General features: G+C 65.0%; 18 protein-coding genes. 7 read left to right on the top strand and 11 right to left on the bottom strand.

Going from position 1 to position 19,558, the window contains the following annotated elements; translation table 11 throughout:
* Positions 1–20 precede the first annotated feature (20 nt).
* The 3 genes from E4P29_RS03985 to clpX all read left to right on the top strand — a co-directional run bounded on the left by E4P29_RS03985 (position 21) and on the right by clpX (position 2,937).
* Complete coding sequence (locus E4P29_RS03985) at positions 21–671, top strand: ATP-dependent Clp protease proteolytic subunit (protein WP_072692168.1); 651 nt, start codon at positions 21–23, stop codon at positions 669–671.
* A gap of 47 nt (positions 672–718) precedes the next feature.
* Positions 719–1,360 carry an ATP-dependent Clp protease proteolytic subunit gene (locus tag E4P29_RS03990; RefSeq protein WP_008715342.1) on the top strand — a complete coding sequence of 214 codons (642 nt, stop codon included), beginning with the start codon at positions 719–721 and terminating at the stop codon, positions 1,358–1,360.
* Between the two features lie 296 nt (positions 1,361–1,656).
* Positions 1,657–2,937: an ATP-dependent Clp protease ATP-binding subunit ClpX gene (gene clpX / locus E4P29_RS03995; RefSeq protein ID WP_027497577.1), complete on the top strand. Its 1,281-nt coding sequence runs from the start codon at positions 1,657–1,659 to the stop codon at positions 2,935–2,937.
* A gap of 90 nt (positions 2,938–3,027) precedes the next feature.
* On the opposite strand, the gene E4P29_RS04000 is transcribed toward clpX, so the two are convergent.
* From E4P29_RS04000 to E4P29_RS04010, 3 genes are all read right to left on the bottom strand, one after another.
* The gene (locus tag E4P29_RS04000) at positions 3,028–3,789 is read right to left on the bottom strand and encodes an N-acyl homoserine lactonase family protein (RefSeq protein ID WP_245154154.1); all 762 of its coding nucleotides are present in this window, start codon (positions 3,787–3,789) and stop codon (positions 3,028–3,030) included.
* Between the two features lie 48 nt (positions 3,790–3,837).
* The gene (locus E4P29_RS04005) at positions 3,838–5,199 is read right to left on the bottom strand and encodes an MFS transporter (protein WP_135042166.1); all 1,362 of its coding nucleotides are present in this window, start codon (positions 5,197–5,199) and stop codon (positions 3,838–3,840) included.
* A gap of 168 nt (positions 5,200–5,367) precedes the next feature.
* Positions 5,368–6,042, bottom strand: a complete 675-nt coding sequence (locus E4P29_RS04010) for a TetR/AcrR family transcriptional regulator (RefSeq protein WP_135042168.1) — start codon at positions 6,040–6,042, stop codon at positions 5,368–5,370.
* Between the two features lie 109 nt (positions 6,043–6,151).
* Here E4P29_RS04010 and E4P29_RS04015 point away from each other — a divergent pair, with 109 nt between their 5' ends.
* Entirely contained in the window at positions 6,152–7,042 is an 891-nt protein-coding gene (locus E4P29_RS04015; protein ID WP_135042170.1) for a shikimate dehydrogenase, read from the top strand.
* Positions 7,039–8,931, top strand: coding sequence for a sugar phosphate isomerase/epimerase and 4-hydroxyphenylpyruvate domain-containing protein (locus tag E4P29_RS04020; protein ID WP_135042172.1), 1,893 nt, complete (start codon positions 7,039–7,041; stop codon positions 8,929–8,931). Before E4P29_RS04015 ends, E4P29_RS04020 begins: the two co-directional genes overlap by 4 nt.
* Before the next feature lie 7 nt (positions 8,932–8,938).
* On the opposite strand, the gene E4P29_RS04025 is transcribed toward E4P29_RS04020, so the two are convergent.
* From E4P29_RS04025 to pcaH, 6 genes are read right to left on the bottom strand one after another with little or no spacing between them, the layout of a single operon-like run.
* Positions 8,939–10,150, bottom strand: coding sequence for an acetyl-CoA C-acetyltransferase (locus tag E4P29_RS04025; protein WP_135042174.1), 1,212 nt, complete (start codon positions 10,148–10,150; stop codon positions 8,939–8,941).
* Positions 10,143–10,961 (bottom strand): IclR family transcriptional regulator, encoded by an 819-nt coding sequence (locus E4P29_RS04030; RefSeq protein WP_135042175.1) that lies wholly within the window; start codon positions 10,959–10,961, stop codon positions 10,143–10,145. Before E4P29_RS04030 ends, E4P29_RS04025 begins: the two co-directional genes overlap by 8 nt.
* Positions 10,958–12,121, bottom strand: coding sequence for a 3-oxoadipate enol-lactonase (pcaD, locus tag E4P29_RS04035; protein ID WP_135042177.1), 1,164 nt, complete (start codon positions 12,119–12,121; stop codon positions 10,958–10,960). The genes E4P29_RS04030 and pcaD overlap by 4 nt, the downstream gene beginning before the upstream one ends.
* The gene (gene pcaB, locus E4P29_RS04040) at positions 12,121–13,467 is read right to left on the bottom strand and encodes a 3-carboxy-cis,cis-muconate cycloisomerase (RefSeq protein WP_135042179.1); all 1,347 of its coding nucleotides are present in this window, start codon (positions 13,465–13,467) and stop codon (positions 12,121–12,123) included. Before pcaB ends, pcaD begins: the two co-directional genes overlap by 1 nt.
* Positions 13,468–13,509: 42 nt before the next feature.
* Entirely contained in the window at positions 13,510–14,148 is a 639-nt protein-coding gene (pcaG, locus tag E4P29_RS04045) for a protocatechuate 3,4-dioxygenase subunit alpha (RefSeq protein ID WP_135042181.1), read from the bottom strand.
* Entirely contained in the window at positions 14,141–14,857 is a 717-nt protein-coding gene (gene pcaH / locus E4P29_RS04050) for a protocatechuate 3,4-dioxygenase subunit beta (RefSeq protein WP_032374444.1), read from the bottom strand. Before pcaH ends, pcaG begins: the two co-directional genes overlap by 8 nt.
* A gap of 109 nt (positions 14,858–14,966) precedes the next feature.
* On the opposite strand from pcaH, the gene E4P29_RS04055 reads away from it, so the two are divergent.
* Together E4P29_RS04055 and E4P29_RS04060 are read left to right on the top strand one after the other, a co-directional pair.
* Entirely contained in the window at positions 14,967–15,716 is a 750-nt protein-coding gene (locus E4P29_RS04055) for a CoA transferase subunit A (RefSeq protein ID WP_196249563.1), read from the top strand.
* Entirely contained in the window at positions 15,713–16,360 is a 648-nt protein-coding gene (locus tag E4P29_RS04060) for a CoA transferase subunit B (protein ID WP_135042183.1), read from the top strand. The genes E4P29_RS04055 and E4P29_RS04060 overlap by 4 nt, the downstream gene beginning before the upstream one ends.
* On the opposite strand, the gene fdhD is transcribed toward E4P29_RS04060, so the two are convergent.
* Complete coding sequence (fdhD, locus tag E4P29_RS04065; protein WP_135042185.1) at positions 16,337–17,182, bottom strand: formate dehydrogenase accessory sulfurtransferase FdhD; 846 nt, start codon at positions 17,180–17,182, stop codon at positions 16,337–16,339. The genes E4P29_RS04060 and fdhD overlap by 24 nt on opposite strands.
* Positions 17,183–17,242: 60 nt before the next feature.
* Entirely contained in the window at positions 17,243–19,459 is a 2,217-nt protein-coding gene (gene malQ / locus E4P29_RS04070; RefSeq protein WP_135042187.1) for a 4-alpha-glucanotransferase, read from the bottom strand.
* Positions 19,460–19,558: the final 99 nt, after the last annotated feature.

A 19,558-nucleotide genomic window follows, 5' to 3' on the forward strand; every position in this document is an offset into this window, starting at 1 on the left:
TCAGGAACCAACGATTTGTTATGGAAAAGGCAGGTACCGTGACTGTTCAGAATCCGGCGGCTTCGCACGAGCAGAGTCCCGTCATGACTTCGGCCGCAGCAGGGCTGAATCTCAGCGACTCCGTGTACGAGCGTCTGCTTCAAAACCGCATCATTTTCCTCGGTACCCAGGTCGACGACGACATCGCCAACAAGTTGTGCGCGCAGATCCTGCTCCTGTCGGCCGAGGACCCCACCCGCGACATCTCGCTGTACATCAACTCGCCCGGTGGCTCGGTCACCGCAGGTATGGCGATCTTCGACACCATGGAATTCGCCGAGTGCGACATCGCCACGTACGGGATGGGCTTGGCTGCCTCGATGGGCCAGTTCCTGCTCTCGGCCGGTGCGAAGGGCAAGCGCTACGCCCTGCCGCACGCGCGCATCATGATGCATCAGCCTTCGGCCGGTATCGGCGGCAGCGCTTCCGACATCGCGATCATGGCCGAGCAGTTCGCGCACACCAAGCGTGAGATGGCCGAGCTCATCGCTCAGCACACCGGCCAGACCGTCGAGCAGATCACCGAGGATTCCGACCGTGACCGGTGGTTCACGGCACAGGCGGCCAAGGAATACGGGTTCGTGGATCACGTCGTCAGCCGCGCGCGGCAGGCCGGCGGAGTCGGCGAGTAATTCGGCCGCTACCGGCGACCCTCGATCACTCACATCTTGGAGAAACGATGACAAACCTGTTCGATCCCAACCAGTTGCCGTCCTCGCGGTACATCCTTCCGTCCTTCGTCGAGCACTCGAGCTACGGCGTCAAGGAGTCGAACCCGTACAACAAGCTGTTCGAGGAGCGCATCATCTTCCTCGGCGTCCAGGTCGACGATGCGTCTGCCAACGACGTCATGGCACAGCTGCTGGTGCTCGAGGGCCTCGACCCCGACCGTGACATCACGATGTACATCAACTCGCCCGGTGGCTCGTTCACCTCGCTGATGGCCATCTACGACACGATGCAGTACGTCCGCGCCGACGTGGCAACAGTGTGCCTCGGCCAGGCGGCTTCGGCTGCCGCGGTACTGCTCGCCGCCGGCACCCCCGGCAAGCGCGCGGCTCTGCCGAACGCACGAGTGCTGATCCACCAGCCCTCGAGCGGCGGAATCCAGGGCCAGGTCTCGGACCTCGAGATCCAGGCCGCCGAGATCGAACGCATGCGTCGACTCATGGAGACCACCCTGGGCCGCCACACCGGCAAGGATCCCGACGTGATCCGCAAGGACACCGATCGCGACAAGATCCTCACCGCCGAGCAGGCCAAGGACTACGGCATCATCGACACCGTGTTCGAGTACCGCAAGCTCTCGGCTCAGAAGTAGCACGCAAGTACCACCGGTCGGATCGCATCGCGGTCCGGCAGACGATCGGACGCCGGGCACGAGTGGACAACTCGGCCCGGCTGTCTCGATTCACGCCCCGAATGCCGTAATTGGTGAAAACGGGCGGCGAATCACCGGAAACAACCCGCCCATGTTCGGCGAACACGGGTAGCGTCGCATCCAAGAACTCGGTCGGAGCATCTCGAACTCGGCATGCCATCGATCGAGAAGTAGCCCGCCCTTCCGCGTATGCGGTCGGCCGGGTCGTACGCGGACAAGGAAGTAGGAACCTCCGAATGGCACGCATCGGTGACGGTGGCGATCTGCTGAAGTGCTCGTTCTGCGGCAAGAGCCAAAAGCAGGTCAAGAAGCTCATTGCAGGACCAGGGGTGTACATCTGCGACGAGTGCATCGACCTGTGCAACGAGATCATCGAGGAGGAGTTGGCCGAATCGAGCGAAGTCAAGCTCGACGACCTGCCCAAGCCTTCCGAGATCAAGGACTTTCTCGAGAACTACGTGATCGGCCAGGACGCTGCGAAGCGCACGTTGGCCGTCGCTGTCTACAACCACTACAAGCGCATTCAGGCCGGCGACAAGGCGCGCGATGTGCGCGGCGAATCCGTCGAGCTGGCCAAATCGAACATCTTGATGCTCGGTCCCACCGGGTGCGGCAAGACGTATCTGGCACAGACCCTCGCCAAGATGCTCAACGTGCCGTTCGCGATCGCCGACGCCACCGCACTGACCGAAGCCGGGTACGTGGGTGAGGATGTCGAGAACATCCTGCTCAAGCTCATCCAGGCTGCGGACTACGACGTCAAGCGGGCCGAGACCGGCATCATCTACATCGACGAGGTCGACAAGATCGCTCGCAAGAGCGAGAACCCGTCGATCACCCGCGATGTCTCCGGTGAGGGCGTACAGCAGGCTCTGCTCAAGATCCTGGAAGGTACCCAGGCCAGCGTCCCGCCTCAGGGCGGACGTAAGCATCCGCACCAGGAGTTCATCCAGATCGACACCACCAACGTGCTCTTCATCGTCGCCGGTGCTTTCGCCGGTCTCGAGAAGATCGTGTCCGATCGCGTCGGCAAGCGCGGTCTCGGCTTCGGAGCCGAGGTGCGATCCAAGGCCGAGATCGACACGCAGGATCACTTCGCCGAGGTGATGCCCGAGGATCTGATCAAGTTCGGTTTGATCCCCGAGTTCATCGGTCGTCTCCCGATGATCGCGTCGGTGACCAACCTGGACAAGGAATCACTGGTCACCATCCTGTCCGAACCGAAGAACGCGTTGGTCAAGCAGTACCGTCGACTCTTCGACATGGACGGCGTGGAGCTCGAATTCACGTCCGAGGCACTCGAGGCGATCGCCGATCAGGCGATCCTCCGTGGCACCGGTGCTCGTGGGTTGCGCGCGATCATGGAGGAAGTGCTGCTTCCGGTGATGTACGACATCCCGAGCCGGGACGACGTGGAGAAGGTCGTGGTCACCGCAGAGACGGTCAACGACAACGTCTTGCCGACCATCGTTCCGCGCAAGCCCGAACGCCCGGAGCGACGCGACAAGTCGGCCTGACCAGCTCTGGCACAACACCGAACGAGCCCCGATCATCGAACGTGATGATCGGGGCTCGTTCTGTGTTGTGGAGGTTGTCGGTCGAGGTTGTCAGCCGAGTACCGAGATGTGCGGGTGCAGGTCCGGGTCGACCGCGGCAAACCGCTGCGCCACCAACGGGTCGTGGCCCGGCACGACATGCTCGGGGCTGTCGGCGAGTTCCCTGATCCGGTCGAACGCGCCGAACATGTCCGGCAGGCAGTGCAGAATCGCGAACGGACTGTCGGATTCGATGTTCTCGTAGAAGTGACTCGCATCCGACGCCAGCACCAGGGTCCCGCGTTCGGTGTGCACGCTGACTACCTGCATGCCGGCGGTATGTCCGCCCACCGCATGCACCGAGAGTCCCGGTGCCAGTTCGCGGTCGCCGTCGACGACGTCGAGACGCGGACTCCCCGCGACGTGGTCGATGTCGGACCGCGAGTGCAACCAGCGTTCCTGCCCGACGCGGGTCGCCCACGGACCGTTCCAGTAGTCGAGCTCTTTCTGCTGGACGACGTAGCGGGCCGACGGCAGATCTGCGACGACTCCGGTGTGGTCGTAGTGCAGATGGGTCAGCACACATACGTCGATGTCACCGGGGGAGATTCCCAGCTCACCGATGAGGTCCACGGGGGAGCCGACGTAGTCCAGTCCCTTCATCCGTGACGCCGTCGCCGGTGCGAGACCGGCGTCGACGAGGACGGTATCGGTGTCAGAAAGCACGAGCCACACGTAGTACGCAGTGGGGTGCGGCTCGTGACCGCGCTCGTCCGAATAGTGGAAGTGCGTGCTGCGCAGGGATGTTCGGCTCGCATATCGTACGGCGTACACGCGCCATTCACCGCTGCGGTCGGGTCGCAGTCCGTGGATCATCGCGGGTCAGCGCGATGTCGTACGAGCGGCCGACTCGCGCCGAGTCGTTCGTGTGGATCGTCCGAGCTCGTCGGTGGGCGTGCGGTAGGTCTCCTTGGACGTGGACACGATCGCAACGTTGACGGCGCAGAACACGGCGGTGACGATGGCGACAGGCAACCACGCACCGATCTCGGCCCCGGCGATGGCACCGGCAATGGTGGGTGCGAATCCTGCTATGGCGAAACCGATCTGGGTGCCGAGGGCCGTTCCGGTCAGACGTACCCGAGCCGGGAACATCTCGCCGTAGAACGAGGGCCAGACACCGCCCGTCGCGCTGTGGACGAATCCGAACATGACGATGCCGAAGACGAAGATGAGCGCGTAGTTTCCGACCGAGATGGACCAGAGGTATCCGAACATGAGGATTGCGCAACCGATCGATCCGAAGAGGAACACCGGCTTGCGGCCGACGCGATCGGACAGCGACCCGAAGAACGGGAGTGCGAACAGCGCGACGACGTTGGCGAGTACGCCCACCCACAGCATCGGAGTTCGTTCCAGGCCGACCGTGTTGACTGCGTACGACAGCGCGTACACGGTGAATATCGTGCTGACCGAGGCGATCACGGCGGCAAACATGACCCGGAGTACGGCGGGCCAGTGCTCGGACAGCAGTTCGGTCAGCGGGAGACGCTGCGGCTCGGCGGACGCCACCTCTTCCTCGAAGACAGGGGTCTCGTCGAGCGAGCGCCGGATCAGGAATGCGGCAACAACGACGAATGCGCTGAGGAAGAACGGGATTCGCCAGCCCCAGCTGAGCAACTGGTCCTCGGGGAGCATGGCGACCGGGAGAAAGACTGCGGTGGCAAGGATCTGACCGCCCTGGGTGCCGCTGAGGGTGAAGCTGGTGAAGAACGCCCGTCGGTGGTCGGGTGCGTGCTCGAGGGTCATGGAGTTGGCGCCCGCCTGCTCACCGCCCGCGGAGAAGCCCTGGGCCAGGCGCAGCAGGACCAGGATTATCGGGGCGGCGAGGCCGATGGATTCGTACGAGGGAAGGACGCCGACTCCGAGAGTGGCGACTCCCATCAGCAGGACGGTGGCAACCATGACCTTCTTGCGGCCGTAACGGTCACCGATGTGACCGAGCACCAATGCGCCCAGTGGGCGGGCCAGGTATCCGACCCCGAAAGTCGCCAGGGCCAACAACGTTCCGGTGGCGGGGTTGGAACCGGGAAAGAACACGCGGCCGAAGACCAGCGCAGCGGCGGTGCCGTAGATGAAGAAGTCGTAGTACTCGAGGGCGCTGCCCACCCAGGCCGCGGTTGCGGCTTTGCGCGGGTTGGCTCCGGGGCGCAGGGGCGGGTGACCGGACGTGAGGGGATCCATCGGTGTCGTCTCTTTTCGTGTGACGGGAAGCCGGGCGCACAGTTCGATATCCACGACCTGAGCGGCCGCTAATGTACGAAATAGTTAACTCCGGGCGCTCTTAGATATTGAACGTGATCCATGCCACGTGTCAACCCCCGATGCGATGCGGGTCGCTCGATCTCGGTGTCAGGCGTCGGTGGAGGTGAGGAACGCGATGATCATGTCGCCGAGCATGGAGCGCAGTCGTGTCCGGTGCGCCGGGTCGGTGAGGTCGCGCCCGAACAGTGCCTCGAACGTGTATCGGTTGGACAGCCGGAACACACAGAAGCTGCTGATCGCCATATGGATGTCCAAGGCGTCGACATCGGTTCGGAAGAGCCCGTCTGCCTGCCCGCGCGCAAGAATATCGGCCAATAGCTCGGCGGCAGGATTGCCGAGATTGCTCAGCGCCTCGGAGGTGCCGATATGTTCGCCGCGCAGAATGTTCTCGGTCGATACCAGCCGGATGAAGTCCGGGTTCTGCTCGTGATGGTCGAAAGTGAGCGATGCGATGGCGCGGATCGCCTCGACCGGACCGAGTCCTTCGACGTCCACGGCTCGTTCGCGCTCGCGGATGCGGAGGTAGGACCGCTCCAGAACGGCCTTGTACAGGCCTTCCTTGTCGGTGAAGTAGTAGTAGAGCATCCGCTTGGTCGTTTGTGTTCGCTCGGCGATCTCGTCGATGCGTGCGCCGGCGAAGCCCTTGTCCGCAAACTCCTCCGTGGCCACCTCGAGGATGTTGTGTCGGGTCAGATCGCTGTTGCGTCGACGTTTGACGGCCGGTCCGCTGTCGTCGGAGGTGTCGGTTGTGCGCGGAGCCATGGGTCGACTCTATCGCCGCGAATTGCGGCGAAAGGGTGTGTGCGTGCCGTCACCGTAGTACCGTCGAGCTAACTCACCAATTAGTACATTAAAGCTCGAGGAGATCGACATGCCGAAATCCCTGCTCTGCGGGCTGATCGGGACGGGTATCGGCAAATCGCTCACGCCCGCGATGCACGAGCGAGAGGGTGCCGAGCACGGTCTGACCTACGTCTACCGGATCATCGATCTCGATCGGCGCGGGCTGACCGTGGACGACCTACCGCGTCTGGTGGCCACGGCAGCCGACCTCGGATTTCGCGGCCTCAACATCACCCACCCGTGCAAGCAGCGGGTTCTTCACTGCCTCGACGAGCTCTCGGAGGATGCCGCACGGCTGGGAGCGGTTAACACCGTTGTGTTCTCCGACGGGCGCGCGATCGGTCACAACACCGACTGGTCCGGGTTCGACCGAAACTTCGGCCGTGGCCTACCGGGAGCCGACCTCGGTGATGTCGTGCAACTCGGAGCCGGGGGAGCGGGTGCCGCTGTTGCGTACGCGATGGCACGCCGGGGAGCTGCAAAGCTGACACTCGTCGATGCCGATCCTATTCGGGCGCAGCAGCTCCGAGACTCGCTGGCCTCGATGTTCCCCGACTCCGAGATCTGCTCGACCGGCGTCGATCGACTCGCAGATGTGCTGAGCACGGCGTCAGGTCTGGTCCACGCAACGCCGATCGGAATGCTCGCCCACCCGGGATCTGCTGTGCCGCAGAAACTTCTGCGTCCGCAGATGTGGGTTTCGGAAGTCGTGTACAGGCCCGCAGAGACCGAATTGCTCGCGCAGGCAGCGCAAGCGGGGTGCCGAACCCTCAGCGGCACCGGCATGGCCGTGTTCCAGGCAGCAGACGCCTTCGAGATATTCACCGGCCGAATTGCGAACGCAGATCGAATGATTGCGCACATGGATACCCTCATCGACAGTGAAGATCGCGTCGCTGCCGCCGGGGCCACCGCATGACGGCCATTGCCACGTCGGTGGCCACCGTCTCGCTCAGTGGGTCTCTCGACGAGAAGATGCGCGCCATCGCCGATGCCGGGTTCGACGGTTTCGAGGTGTTCGAGCCGGATCTGATCAGCTCACCGGACCTGCCTGCAGACATTGCGAAGAAGGCTGCAGACCTGGGCCTGACCCTCGATCTCTATCAGCCTTTCCGTGACGCCGACTCCGACGACCCGGACCAGTTCGCTCGCAACCTCGTTCGCGCCGAACGCAAATTCGACGTGATGGAACAGCTCGGATGCGATCTGCTGCTGGTCTGCTCGTCACCGTTGGCCGGAGCAGTGCGCGAGGACGACAGGTTGATCGAACAAATGGCGATTTTCGCCGAGCGAGCCCATCGCCGCGGACTGCGGCTGGCCTACGAAGCGCTTGCCTGGGGTAGCCACGTCAACACCTACCGTCACGCCTGGGACATCGTCCGGCAGGTGGACCACCCGGCGCTGGGAACCTGTCTCGACAGCTTCCACATCCTCTCCCGCGGCGACGACCCGTCCGGCATCCGCGAGATACCCGGCGAGAAGATCTTCTTCCTACAACTGGCCGACGCCCCGCACCTGGTGATGGACGTCCTGCAGTGGAGTCGCCATCACCGATGCTTCCCCGGTCAGGGAAACTTCGATCTGGCAACGTTCGGAGCGGACGTCGTGGCTTCGGGCTACGCGGGCCCGTGGTCGCTCGAAATCTTCAATGACGTCTTCCGGCATTCCGACACCGGCCGAACGGCGTCGGACGCGCACCGTTCGCTGCTCTACCTGCAGGATCAGGTCCGCGGCGTCGATAGCGCCGTGCCGAATCCCGATCTGTTCTCCCCGCCTCCGCCCGGCCCGATCGAGAACATAGTGTCCCTGCGTATCGCCGCGGGCCCCGCCAAGGCCGCTCAGCTGGGCACCACATTGCGTCACCTCGGCTTCGACCTCACCGCCGCGCACAGCGAACACGGACTGTCACTGTTCACCCAGGGCCCTCTCGCAGTCGCGGTCGACACGACCGTCGACACCCTGTGGACGGCACCGGGCGTCCCCGCCCACCTGCCCGCACTGGCCCAGATCGGGGTCCGCAGCGAGCGGCCCGATCTGTGGCTGACCAGAGCCCGCGCTCTGGGCGTCCCCGCCGCGACGGTCACCATGCCGGGCGTCGCCGACGCGACCGACGCGGTGGTGCGGCTCGCGGTCACCGGTGCAACATCGCTCGACCTACGCACCCGAGACAGCGCCGGTGCCTGGCAGTCCGCATTCGACCTGGCTCCCAGAGTGCCTGTGTCGCAGGAGAAGCCTGTGGTCTCGCACGTGGACCACATCGCCCTCGCCGTCCCGGCGGAAAGCTGGGACGGCGTGATGCTACTGCTCCGTTCGGTGTTCGGTATGGTGCCCCGCGACGGTCAGGACGTCGTGGACGCGATCGGACTGGTGCGCAGCCAGGCCCTCACCCTGGCTACCACGAACGGCACAATTCGCCTCTCGCTCAACATGGTTCCCGGTCGCCCGTCCGATGACGACCCACTCCCTGCGGCCCGCCGCGGAGGCGTCGGGCACGTGGCGTTCGGATGCGAGGACATCTACGCCGCGGCCGAGGCGATGACCGAACGCGGTCTCACGCCGTTGTGTATCTCGCCCAACTACTATCGCGACCTGAACGCACGGTTCGGTCTCGGTCCGGACACCCTCGACGCGATGCAGCGACTCGGCATCCTGTACGACGCAGACTCCGCGGGCGGCGAATTCTTCCACTTCTTCACCGGCACCGTGGGCGACGACCTCTTCTTCGAGGTGGTCCAGCGGGTGGGCGGGTACGAGGGCTACGGGGAGACCAACTCGGCTGTGCGCCTCGCCGCGCAACTACAGCAGTGAGTAGTGATCAGGACAGTCGCTCGAACACCGCGGCCAGGCCCTGTCCGCCGCCGATGCACATCGTCTCGAGTCCATAGCGGACCTCTCGGCGGTCCATTTCACGGAGCAGGGTGGCAAGAATTCTGGCGCCGGTGGCCCCGACGGGATGGCCCAGCGAAATACCTGAGCCGTTCGGGTTCAGCCGCGGGTCGTCCGACTCGATACCCCAGGACCGGGTCACGGCCAGCGCCTGGGCGGCGAAGGCTTCGTTGAGTTCGATGACGCCCATGTCGTCGAGAGTGAGACCGAGGCGTCCGAGCGCTTTCTCGCCGGCGGGCACCGGACCGATCCCCATGGTGCGCGGAGCGACTCCGGCAACGCCCCAGCTCGCGAGCCGCGCCAGTGGTCGAAGTCCCAGCGCTGCAGCCTTTTCGGGGGTGGTGACGATAGCGATCGCGGCACCGTCGTTCTGCCCGCTGGCATTTCCTGCGGTGACCGTCGACTCGGGATCGATCGATGTACGGATCGCCTTCAGCTTCGCCAACGACTCCACGGTCGTGTCGGCCCGTGGATGCTCGTCGGTCGAGACCAGAACCGGTTCCGACTTACGTTGGGGGACAGACACACCCACGATCTCTTCTGCGAACACGCCGCTGTTCTGCGCGGCGACCGCACGCCGATGCGACTGCACGGCCAGCGCGTCCTGATCGGCGCGGCTGATGGAGAACTCCTGGCGAAGGTTCTCGGCGGTCTCGATCATGCCGCCGGGTACCGGAAAGTTCTTGCCACCCGCCGTCACTCGGGCCCGCGCAAGTCGGTCGGAGAGGGCGACCGCCTCGGCCTTGACGCCCCACCGCATGCCGGTCGCGTAGAACTCGGTCTGGCTCATACTCTCGACGCCGCCTGCCAGAACCAGGTCGTTGCCGCCGGACTGCACCTGCATGCACGCCTGCAGTACTGCTTGTAAGCCGGAGCCGCATCGCCGGTCGACCTGCATGCCGGGCACATCGATGCCGAGACCGGCGTCGAGGGCGGCGATTCGACCGATGGCCGGTGCATCACCGTTCGGTGACGCCTGGCCCAGGATCACATCGTCGATGTCCGCCCCGGAGATACCCGTCCGCGCAACGAGTTCGGTGATGACCGTGGCAGCGAGGGCCTGCGCGGTAATATCACGGAACTGGCCGCCGAAACGGCCGACGGGGGTACGCAGGGGCTCACAGATCACGGCTTCAGGCATGGGTGTTTCCTCGCTTGTCGTTGGCTCCAGCGCTTACGCGGAGCAGGTCGGTCTCGATGGCGCGGGTGGCGTCGAGCAAAGCCGGGAGTAGTTCGGCGCGCACGGCGTCCGCAGAATGACGTGCAGCTTGAGTCGAGACGTTGGCTGCGGCGACAACCACGCCGGTGCTGTCGCGGATGGGTGCGGCGATCGAACGCAGTCCCTCTTCGAGTTCTTGGTCCACCAGGCAGAAACCGTCGACCCGCACTCGTTCGAGTTCCCGCGCGAGCGAGGCCGCGGTGGTGATGGTCTTGCCCGTCAACGGCGTCAACCGGACTCGCTCCAGGTACGCATCCAGTTCGTCCTTGGGAAGGCCGGCCAACAGCACCCGCCCCATCGAGGTCGCGAACGCCGGAAACCTGGTGCCGATGTTGATGCCGACGGTCATGATGCGGCTGACCGGAACCCGGGCGACGTACACCACATCGTCACCGTCGAGTATCGACACCGAGGACGATTCACGCACTCGTTCGGCGAGCGCCTCGAGATGGGGGCCCGAGACCTCGGGGAGCGAGAGACTCGACAGATAGCTGTACCCCAATTCGAGTACTCGCGGGGTGAGCCAGAACATCGAGCCGTCGGTACGCACGTATCCGAGTTCGACGAGTGTGAGCAGAAACCGCCGGGCGGTGGCGCGGGTCAGGTCGGTCGCTCGGGCCACGTCGGCGAGTGTTCGACGCGGATGTTCGCCGTCGAAGGCCCTGATCACCGCGAGGCCGCGTCCGAGAGACTGGACGTAGTCCGACGACGGCGGCGTGTCCGCGGCACTCACGTCGTTTCGCTCTCGGTGATGGCGGCCTGAGCCAACGCACAAGCGTTGTTGCTGTTCGGTACTCCCGCGTAGACCGCGGTGTGCAAGAACACCTCGGCGAGTTCGTCGGGTTCGACACCGGCCCGCAACGCCGCTCGGATGTGCATATCGAGTTCGTGGTGGTTACCCAGGGCCGTCAGAATGGCCAGAGTCAGCAGTCGGCGGGTGTGGTGGTCGAGTCCGGGACGAGCCCAGACGTCGCCCCATGCGGTTCGGGTGATGAAATCCTGGAACGGGGCCGTGAATTCGGTCCTCGCTGCGATGCTGCGGTCGACGTGGGCATCACCGAGCACGCTGCGTCGCACCGACATGCCGGTGTCGTGGGCCGCCGACCGTCCGGCGGAGTACGCGTCCGCTCCGACGTGAGCGGCTATGGCCGCGTTGACGCGGCCGGCCTGTTCGACATTGGCCAGATGTGCGGCCGGGTCGAGTGTCACGAACGTCGATCCTGCAACGCCATCGGCGATGATGCGCAGATCGTCCGGAGTGGTCGACGGATCCTGTCGTCCCGCGATCACGAGTGTTGGAGCGGCGATCCTGGCAAGATCCGCGCGAGAATCCCACTCGGACAACGCCTCACAGCATGCCGCGTAGCCCTCGTCGGAGGTCTCGGCGATCATGCGTCGATACCGTTCGACGAGATCGCTGTCGCGGGCGGCGAGTTCGGGCGTGAACCACCGGGCGAGTACGGCGTCCGCGAGAGCGGATGTCCCCGAGGCACGGACGGTCGCGGCACGGTCGGTCCACTGAGCGGGTTCACCGAACTTGGCGGACGTGCACAGCAGAGTCAGAGTGCGTACTCGCTCGGGGCGATGAATCGCAATCCATTGAGCGACGGCACCGCCGAGGGAGAGCCCGACCACGTGCACTCTGTCCAGAGCGAGTGAATCAAGCAGAGTCAGAACATCTCCGGCGAGATCGGCCACCGAATAGGGGCCGGGAGGTACCGGTGATCGACCGTGCCCACGTAGATCGACCGTCAGCACGTGGACAGAAGCCGACAATGCGCCCACCTGCGGGTCCCACATCGATCGGTCCGAGCCGAGCGAGCCGATCAGCACGACGGTATCCGCACCGGGGTGCGGCCCCTCGGTGCGGTGGTGAGCCAGAGTGACTGTCATCAGATGTCCTTCGAGTCCGTGGGGCGTTCGGTGTCCGGTGCACACGCAGCGAGGATGTCGTCGACCAGGTCGGGTGCGTGACCCACATAGCCTGCTGGATCCAACATCTCGCGCACCGCGGCCGGCGTCAAGAAGGCGGTGATGGCGGGATCCGTGTCCAGGGGCGCACCTGTTGCGCATCGGTCGGTGACGATGTCGCGGGCGCGCTCGGTGTGCGGTGCCAGCGCTGCAGTGACCCGTTCGGCGAGAAGTGCACCTCCCGTCGCTCGGAGGTTGCGCGCCATGGCATCGGGATGCACATTCAGACCTGTCAGGCTCGTCTCAACACGATGCGCACCGCCGCCGGTGAGGCGTAGCAGATCGGTGACGGTTTCCCATTCGGCGTGCCACGGTCCAGCGGCGCGCTGCTGCTCGTGGTCCATGTTCGCCAGCACCGTCGCAACGGCTCCCGGCACCCGGCGGGCCGCAGCCCGCGCGGTGATGGCGGCGATCGGGTTGCGCTTGTGTGGCATTGCCGACGAACCTCCCGGCGCGTTCTCGGACACCTCGGCCAGTTCGGTGGCGGACATCGACACGATGTCGCCGGCGATCTTCGCAATGGAGCCCGCGGCAATACCCAACGCGCACGCCAGATCTGCGACGGTGATGCGGTCGGTGTGCCAGGGCGCAGTCTGTGGTGCCAGACCGAGGGCGTCCGCGAGCGCGGCGGCAATGGCCGGACCGCGCGGATGTACGGCGGCCATCGTTCCGGCGGCACCTCCGTATTGCACACAGCACGACCGCCGAACCGCAGCGAGATGGTGAAGCGAACGATGCAGCGCCCCAGCCCAATTGGCGGCAACCAGCCCGAAAGTAGTGGGTAACGCCTGCTGGCCGAGGGTGCGCGCGACCATAGGAGTGGTTCGGTGCGCCAGCGCCAGGCCTCGCGCCGCGGTATGTGCATCACCGAGCGACGCCTCGACGACCGTGAGTGCGTCACGTGCGACGAGCATGGACGCGGTGTCCATGACGTCCTGGCTGGTCGCCCCGGGGTGCACGGCAGCAGCAGGAACTCCGCGATCGGACACCGCGTTTCGCAGTACCTTCACCAGTGGTATCACCGGATTCCCACCGGCCGCTGCAGCCGCTCCGAGTTCTGCGATGTCCAGAGATTCACCGAGCTCGGCCGCTACCGCGGTGATGATGTCCGCATGCTTCGCATCGACCACGCCGACCGAGGCCGCGGCCCGCGAGAGGGCTGCCTCGACGTCGAACATCGCCCGAATCCAGCCTCGGTCGCCGACGATCGGTGCGATGACCTCGCTACCGAATGTCGGGTCGAACAGTGCCCCTCTACTGGAAGCCATTGTCCTCTTTCGCCTCGTCGTCGATCAGTTCGGGAGCGTGCATCACAGCGCGAAGAACGGGGTCTCGTCTCCGTCCGGATCGGTGTTCTGTAAGACGATATCGAGGTGGTAGCCGCCGTCCACTGTGGTGGCGACGAGTCGGGCCCGTTTGTCGGCGGGCAAGGCGGACAGCACCGGATCGAGTTCGTTGGCCTCGATCTCCTCCGGGAAGTACATTCGCGTAACGACACGCTCGAGCATTCCGCGGGCAAAGATTCCGACGTCGATATGGGGTGCCTCGACGAGGTCGTTCTCGGCGGGCAACGGCCCCGGCTTGATCGTCGTGATGGTCATCGTTCCCTGTGCATCGGCAAATGCTCGACCGAAGCCGCGGAAACCGTCGACACGTGGTGCCACCGCACCCCGTGGATCGTCCGGATGGTCGAAGCGTCCGTCGGAGTCGGCCTGCCAGGTCTCGATCATGGCGTCGGACACCGGTTGACGAGCCCCGTCCACGAGGGTGAACGTGAGGGTGATCGCCTCGGCGGTGCCGGGAGGCACCACGTCCTGCCCGTCCGGCCACAGCAGACCGATGTGGACGTAGGGCCCTACCGTCTGAGAGGGCGTCTGACCGAACGGTGCGGTGGTGAAATCGGCACCGGTCACCACCGGGTACCGGGGAGCGAACTCGGGGTCAGTCATCGTGGTCGTCCTCCTCGAACGGGGTGGCGTTGCGTCCGCGCAGAACGATGTCGAACCTGAACCCGAGAGCCCAGTTCTGCTGTGTGGCTTCGTAATCGAAGGTACTGATCATGCGAGCACGCGCGTCTTCCGGAGCTGCGTTGTAGATGGGATCCTGGAAGAACATGGGGTCGTCGGGGAAGTACATCTGCGTCACCAACCGCTGGGTGAAGGCGTGACCGAACAGCGAGAAGTGAATGTGGGCAGGCCGCCATGCGTTGTGGTGATTACCCCAGGGGTACGCGCCCGGCTTGATCGTGGTGAACCGGTATCGGCCGTCGGCATCGGTGAGTACTCGGCCCACGCCGTCGAAATGTGGGTCTAGAGGTGCAGGCCAGCGATCACCCGAGTGTCGGTACCGTCCGCCTGCGTTTGCCTGCCACACCTCGACGAGTGTGTTCGGGATCGCTTTGCCGTCGCTGTCGAGCACTCGTCCGTGAACGATGATGCGTTGACCCTGAGCTTCACCACCTCGCGCAAGTGTCAGGTCGGCGTCGGAAGCCGTGACCCGTCCCTCGCCCAGAACCGGACCGGTGATTTCGGTCAATCGTTGGGGGAGGAGCGTCAACGGCTGCGCCGGATGCCGCAGAGCAGTGGTCCGGTACTCGGCGAAGTCGCGTGGTGCATGGACACCCGTCTGGTCCCGGTACTCGGGCGGGAGATGAAGCATCGACAGCTCCTGACAATCGTGGTGATCAAGCGCACTCATCACCGTATACAGGTGTTCGCATGGTGGCAACCTGTTCACATCACGCACATTGTCGGGTACCGTCGCTGGCATGTTGGACAAAGTCGTGGCCAGTGCCACAGAAGCGGTAGCGGACATCCCCGACGGGTCGTCGATCGCAGTGGGCGGGTTCGGGCTGGTGGGAGTGCCGGAGATCCTGATCGCCGCTGTGCTCGAGCAAGGAGCAACGGACCTCGAGACCATCAGCAACAACTGTGGGACCGACGGCTTCGGTCTGGGAGTGCTACTGGCGCACCACCGTATTCGGCGCACGATCAGTTCGTACGTCGGATCGAACAAGGAATTCGCCCGGCAGTACCTCGGTGGTGAACTGGAGGTGGAGCTGACCCCGCAGGGCACCCTCGCCGAGCGGCTGCGAGCCGGCGGTGCCGGCATTCCGGCGTTCTTCACCCCAGCGGGCGTGGGGACGCAGGTGGCCGACGGCGGTTTGCCGCTGCGCTACGACGGCAGCGGCGGCATCGCCGTGGCGAGTCCGCCCAAGGAGACCCGGAACTTCGACGGGATCACCTACGTGATGGAGCGCGGCATCGTCGCCGACTACGCCCTGGTCCACGCCTGGAAGGGCGACAGGCACGGCAACCTGGTGTTCCACGCCAGCGCACGAAACTTCAATCCACCCGCCGCCGCATCGGGTCGGATCACCGTGGCGCAGGTCGAGCACCTGGTCGAGCCGGGGGAGATCGGTCCGGACGAGGTGCACACCCCGGGCATCCATGTGCAGCGGGTCGTGCACGTCGGCCCGGTCGAGGTCGGCATCGAGCAGAGGACGGTACGAGCATGAGCGAAAAGATGACCCGCGAACAGATGGCCGCTCGGGTGGCGCAGGAGCTCGGCGACGGGCAGTACGTCAACCTCGGAATCGGCATGCCGACACTGGTGCCCAACTACATTCCGACCGACGTCTCGGTGATTCTCCATTCCGAGAACGGCGTGCTCGGAGTCGGCCCCTATCCCACCGAGGACGAACTCGATCCCGAGATCATCAACGCGGGCAAGGAAACCATCACCGTGTTGCCCGGCTCGTCCTACTTCGACTCGTCGCAGTCGTTCGGAATGATCCGCGGCGGCCAGGTCGACGTCGCCGTGCTCGGTGCGATGCAGGTCAGCGCCACCGGGGACCTCGCGAACTGGATGATCCCCGGGCACATGGTCAAGGGAATGGGCGGTGCCATGGATCTGGTGCACGGCGCGCGCCGCGTGATCGTCATGATGGAGCACGTCTCCCGCAAGGGTGAACCGAAGATTTTGCAGTCCTGCACTCTGCCACTGACCGGGAAAGGCTGCGTGCACAGAATCATCTCGGACATGGCGGTACTGGATGTCACCGTCGACGGACTGCGGCTCGTGGAGACCGCGCCGGGAATCTCGGTCGACGAGGTCCGGAACGCCACCGCGGCCGACCTACTCGTCGACGCTGCTCTCTGACATCAGGACGCGGTCGGCACGGGAGTAGATGTTCATCGACCGGCCGCGGAGAAAGCCGATCACCGTCAGTCCTGATTCGGTCGCGAGATCGACCGCGAGAGACGACGGTGCGGACACCGCAGCAAGTATCGGAATTCCGGCCATCACCGCCTTCTGTGCCAGCTCGAACGAGGCACGGCCACTGACCATCAATATCGTGCCGCGAAGCGGAACTCGATCCTGCTCGGTGGCCCAGCCGACGACTTTGTCCACCGCGTTGTGGCGCCCGACGTCCTCGCGGAGGACGAGCATGTCGCCGTCCGCAGTGAACAGCGCCGCAGCGTGCAAGCCGCCCGTGGTGTCGAAGACCTTCTGCGCTGCGCGCAGGGTGTCCGGTAACCCGGCGAGGGTATCGGACGTCACCACGACGTCGTCGTCGGCAGGAGAATGCTTGGTGCGCAGCCGAATTGCGTCGAGCGATCCCTTGCCGCAGACACCGCACGACGAGGTCGTGTAGAAATTGCGTTCCACCCCGGTCTCGGGGGCTGCCACGCCCGGTGCCAGCGTGACGTCCAGGACGTTGTACGTGTTCGCGCCCTCGTCGTCGACGCCGTCGCAGTACCGCGCCGCCGCGATATCGGCACGCGACGCGATGACGCCTTCTGTCAGCAGAAAACCGTGGGCCAGCTCGACGTCGTGGCCCGGCGTACGCATCGTGACGGCAAGGGCTCTGCCGTCGACGCGCAGTTCCATCGGCTCCTCCACCACCAAGGTGTCGGGGCGGTCGACTCGGTGATCTCCGCGTAGTCGGACGACGGGTCTGCGAGCGGTGATCCGGCCCATCAGTGCCGACTCGATACGCGGCGGCGTCGAAAGCTCATACCTCGATTGTGGACCCTCGTGTCATCGGTCCGACGACTCGGTTGCCATTGCCCGCACGAGCGATACCAATCTGGGGTGTTCGGCGAGGTCGTCGACCAGTACTGCCGAGCCGTCGGAGTCGGCGAGCGGGACCTTCCAGTTGCCGTACTGGTTCTCGTCCGTACCTGGTTGATTCTGAATGCGATGCTCACCGACCGCGTCGACGAGAGCGACGCCGATCAGCAGTGACGGGCTGCGCTGGACCAACCGGTGCAACGCCTCGACGGTCTCGTGGTTGTCGGCATCGGCGGCGAGTAATCCGCGGGTGCGGGCCAGGTCCAGAACCGCCTCTCGCGCACGGGAATCCACTTCCTTTTCCGCATCGATGTCGCGCTCGAGCAGGCCGAGTCGGGACCGCAGTTCGATGTGCTCGCCCTCGAGGTACCCAGCGGTGGGAGGCAGATCGTGCGTCGTCACCGACGTCAGGCACAGAGTCCGGTAGTCCTCGGGCGGGATGGGTCCGGAATCATCGGCCTCGAACCAGAGGATGGAGGTGCCGAAGATTCCGCGCTCGGTGAGGTATTCCTGCACCATGGGCTCGAACACCCCGAGGTCCTCGCCGACCACCACCGCACCCGCGCGCTCGGCTTCGAGGGCGAGGATGCCGATCAGCGCCTCGTGGTCGTATTCGACATACGTTCCGCCGCCGGCGTTCTCGGCCTCCTGCGGAATCCACCACAACCGGAACAAGCCCAGGATGTGGTCGACGCGGATGCCTCCGGCGTGACGCAGAATCGTGCGCAGCATGTCTCTGTACGGGACGTAGGCCATCTCGCGCAGTCGGTCCGGATCCCAGGGTGGTTGATTCCAGTTCTGGCCCTGCTGGTTGAAGTTGTCCGGCGGCGCTCCCACGGTGACGCCGGACACCAGCACGTCGCCGAGCGTCCACGCATCGGCCCCGCCGCGGGCGACTCCCACCGCGAGGTCGTGCATGACACCGATATCCATCCCGGCGTCGAGCGCGGCTCGCTGGGCGGCGGCCAATTGCTCGTCACAGATCCACTGCAGCCACATGTGAAAGTCGATGCGCCCGGCCAGCTTCGCGCGTTGTTCGAGGACGAAATCGGTGCGCGGGTGCGCTGCGCGATCGGTCCATGCGGGATCCTTCGGGCCGAACTTTTCCGCCAGCGCGCTCCACACCGCAAAATCCCTCAGGCCGGTGCCCTCGCGGTCGACGAACGCCCGGAATGCGGACTCGCGGGCCGGACTGCGCTCGACCTTGTGGACGCGTTCGAGGGCGCGGAGCTTGGCCTTGAACGTTGCGTCCCGGTTCAGCTTCTTGGTGCGAACGTTCGTCTTGTCGAATCGAGCTGCGGCGTCCTGGATCTTGCCGAACTGCTTGGGCGAGAGCAGCGCCGTCTCTCGAATGTTCTCGACTCGGATGTACAACGGGTTGAAGAAGCGTCGCGTGGTCGGTAGATACGGAGAGGCCTCCACGGGCGTCGTCGGCCGGTCGGCGTGCAGCGGATTGACCAGCAGATAATCGAATCCATGCACGCGGCCGGCGATGTCGACCATGTCCTCGAGGTCGGCGAGATCACCGATGCCCCACGAACGCGTCGAGCGCACCGAATACAGCTGTGCCAGCAGACCCGTACGTTGCCTGTCGGCAAGTTCGGCGTTGGGCGACAACGACTTCGGTGTGACCACGACGACCGTGTCCGAGGTTCGGACGGTGTTGTCCTCACCGATCGTCGTCGCGGTGAGGCTGTGCCATCCGAGCGGGGCATCGCCGGGCACCACGAACGTGGCACGTCCGATCAGCCGTCCGTCCACCTCGCGTGGATCGACCCAGACGTCGGCCTGCGGTACCTCGATGGCGTCGCCGTCCTCGGACACCATCGACACCTCCACCGGATTGCCGTGTGGCACATGCACCCACACGATCGCATCGGTGCCCTGGGTCGTGACGACCACGGGAGGAAGCAGGCGACGCCACGGCGCGTTCTCGATGTCCTCCAGTGCCCGATCCACATCCTCGGTGGAATCTGTTGTGTAACCGCGCGCAGCCAATACCTGCTGCAAGGTCGCGTCGCTCACGTCGTGTCGGGTGTCGTCCCAGCCTCGGTACGACGTCGCCGTACCGAGCCGCCGGGCAAGAGTGCGAAGGGCCTGCGAGTAATTCTCATCCGAATGTGCCACGGTGTCGATCGTGCCAGTTCGATACGCGCACGTCACCCGCACCGGTCGGTCGTTCATCTCGGGTTCGTTCCGCGGTGCGTTCGGGAGGCGACACTCGCGTACTGCGAGGGTTGAAAGCAACTCCGCTGGGTAGTCTTGCTCGGCACACGAGAAAAG

It is taken from the genome of Rhodococcus sp. 1R11, assembly GCF_004563845.1.
GTDB lineage: Bacteria > Actinomycetota > Actinomycetes > Mycobacteriales > Mycobacteriaceae > Rhodococcoides.

Excerpts from the sequence above, each read along its gene's own strand:
- pcaB (WP_135042179.1), bottom strand. The coding sequence starts at position 13,467 with ATGGCTTCCAGTAGAGGGGCACTGTTCGACCCGACATTCGGTAGCGAG.
- fdhD (WP_135042185.1), bottom strand. The coding sequence starts at position 17,182 with ATGGGCCGGATCACCGCTCGCAGACCCGTCGTCCGACTACGCGGAGAT.
- malQ (WP_135042187.1), bottom strand. The coding sequence starts at position 19,459 with ATGAACGACCGACCGGTGCGGGTGACGTGCGCGTATCGAACTGGCACG.
- E4P29_RS03990 (WP_008715342.1), top strand. The coding sequence starts at position 719 with ATGACAAACCTGTTCGATCCCAACCAGTTGCCGTCCTCGCGGTACATC.
- E4P29_RS03985 (WP_072692168.1), top strand. The coding sequence starts at position 21 with ATGGAAAAGGCAGGTACCGTGACTGTTCAGAATCCGGCGGCTTCGCAC.
- E4P29_RS04025 (WP_135042174.1), bottom strand. The coding sequence starts at position 10,150 with ATGCCTGAAGCCGTGATCTGTGAGCCCCTGCGTACCCCCGTCGGCCGT.
- E4P29_RS04010 (WP_135042168.1), bottom strand. The coding sequence starts at position 6,042 with ATGGCTCCGCGCACAACCGACACCTCCGACGACAGCGGACCGGCCGTC.
- E4P29_RS04060 (WP_135042183.1), top strand. The coding sequence starts at position 15,713 with ATGAGCGAAAAGATGACCCGCGAACAGATGGCCGCTCGGGTGGCGCAG.
- clpX (WP_027497577.1), top strand. The coding sequence starts at position 1,657 with ATGGCACGCATCGGTGACGGTGGCGATCTGCTGAAGTGCTCGTTCTGC.
- pcaD (WP_135042177.1), bottom strand. The coding sequence starts at position 12,121 with ATGACAGTCACTCTGGCTCACCACCGCACCGAGGGGCCGCACCCCGGT.
- E4P29_RS04005 (WP_135042166.1), bottom strand. The coding sequence starts at position 5,199 with ATGGATCCCCTCACGTCCGGTCACCCGCCCCTGCGCCCCGGAGCCAAC.
- pcaG (WP_135042181.1), bottom strand. The coding sequence starts at position 14,148 with ATGACTGACCCCGAGTTCGCTCCCCGGTACCCGGTGGTGACCGGTGCC.
- E4P29_RS04020 (WP_135042172.1), top strand. The coding sequence starts at position 7,039 with ATGACGGCCATTGCCACGTCGGTGGCCACCGTCTCGCTCAGTGGGTCT.
- E4P29_RS04015 (WP_135042170.1), top strand. The coding sequence starts at position 6,152 with ATGCCGAAATCCCTGCTCTGCGGGCTGATCGGGACGGGTATCGGCAAA.
- pcaH (WP_032374444.1), bottom strand. The coding sequence starts at position 14,857 with ATGCTTCATCTCCCGCCCGAGTACCGGGACCAGACGGGTGTCCATGCA.
- E4P29_RS04055 (WP_196249563.1), top strand. The coding sequence starts at position 14,967 with ATGTTGGACAAAGTCGTGGCCAGTGCCACAGAAGCGGTAGCGGACATC.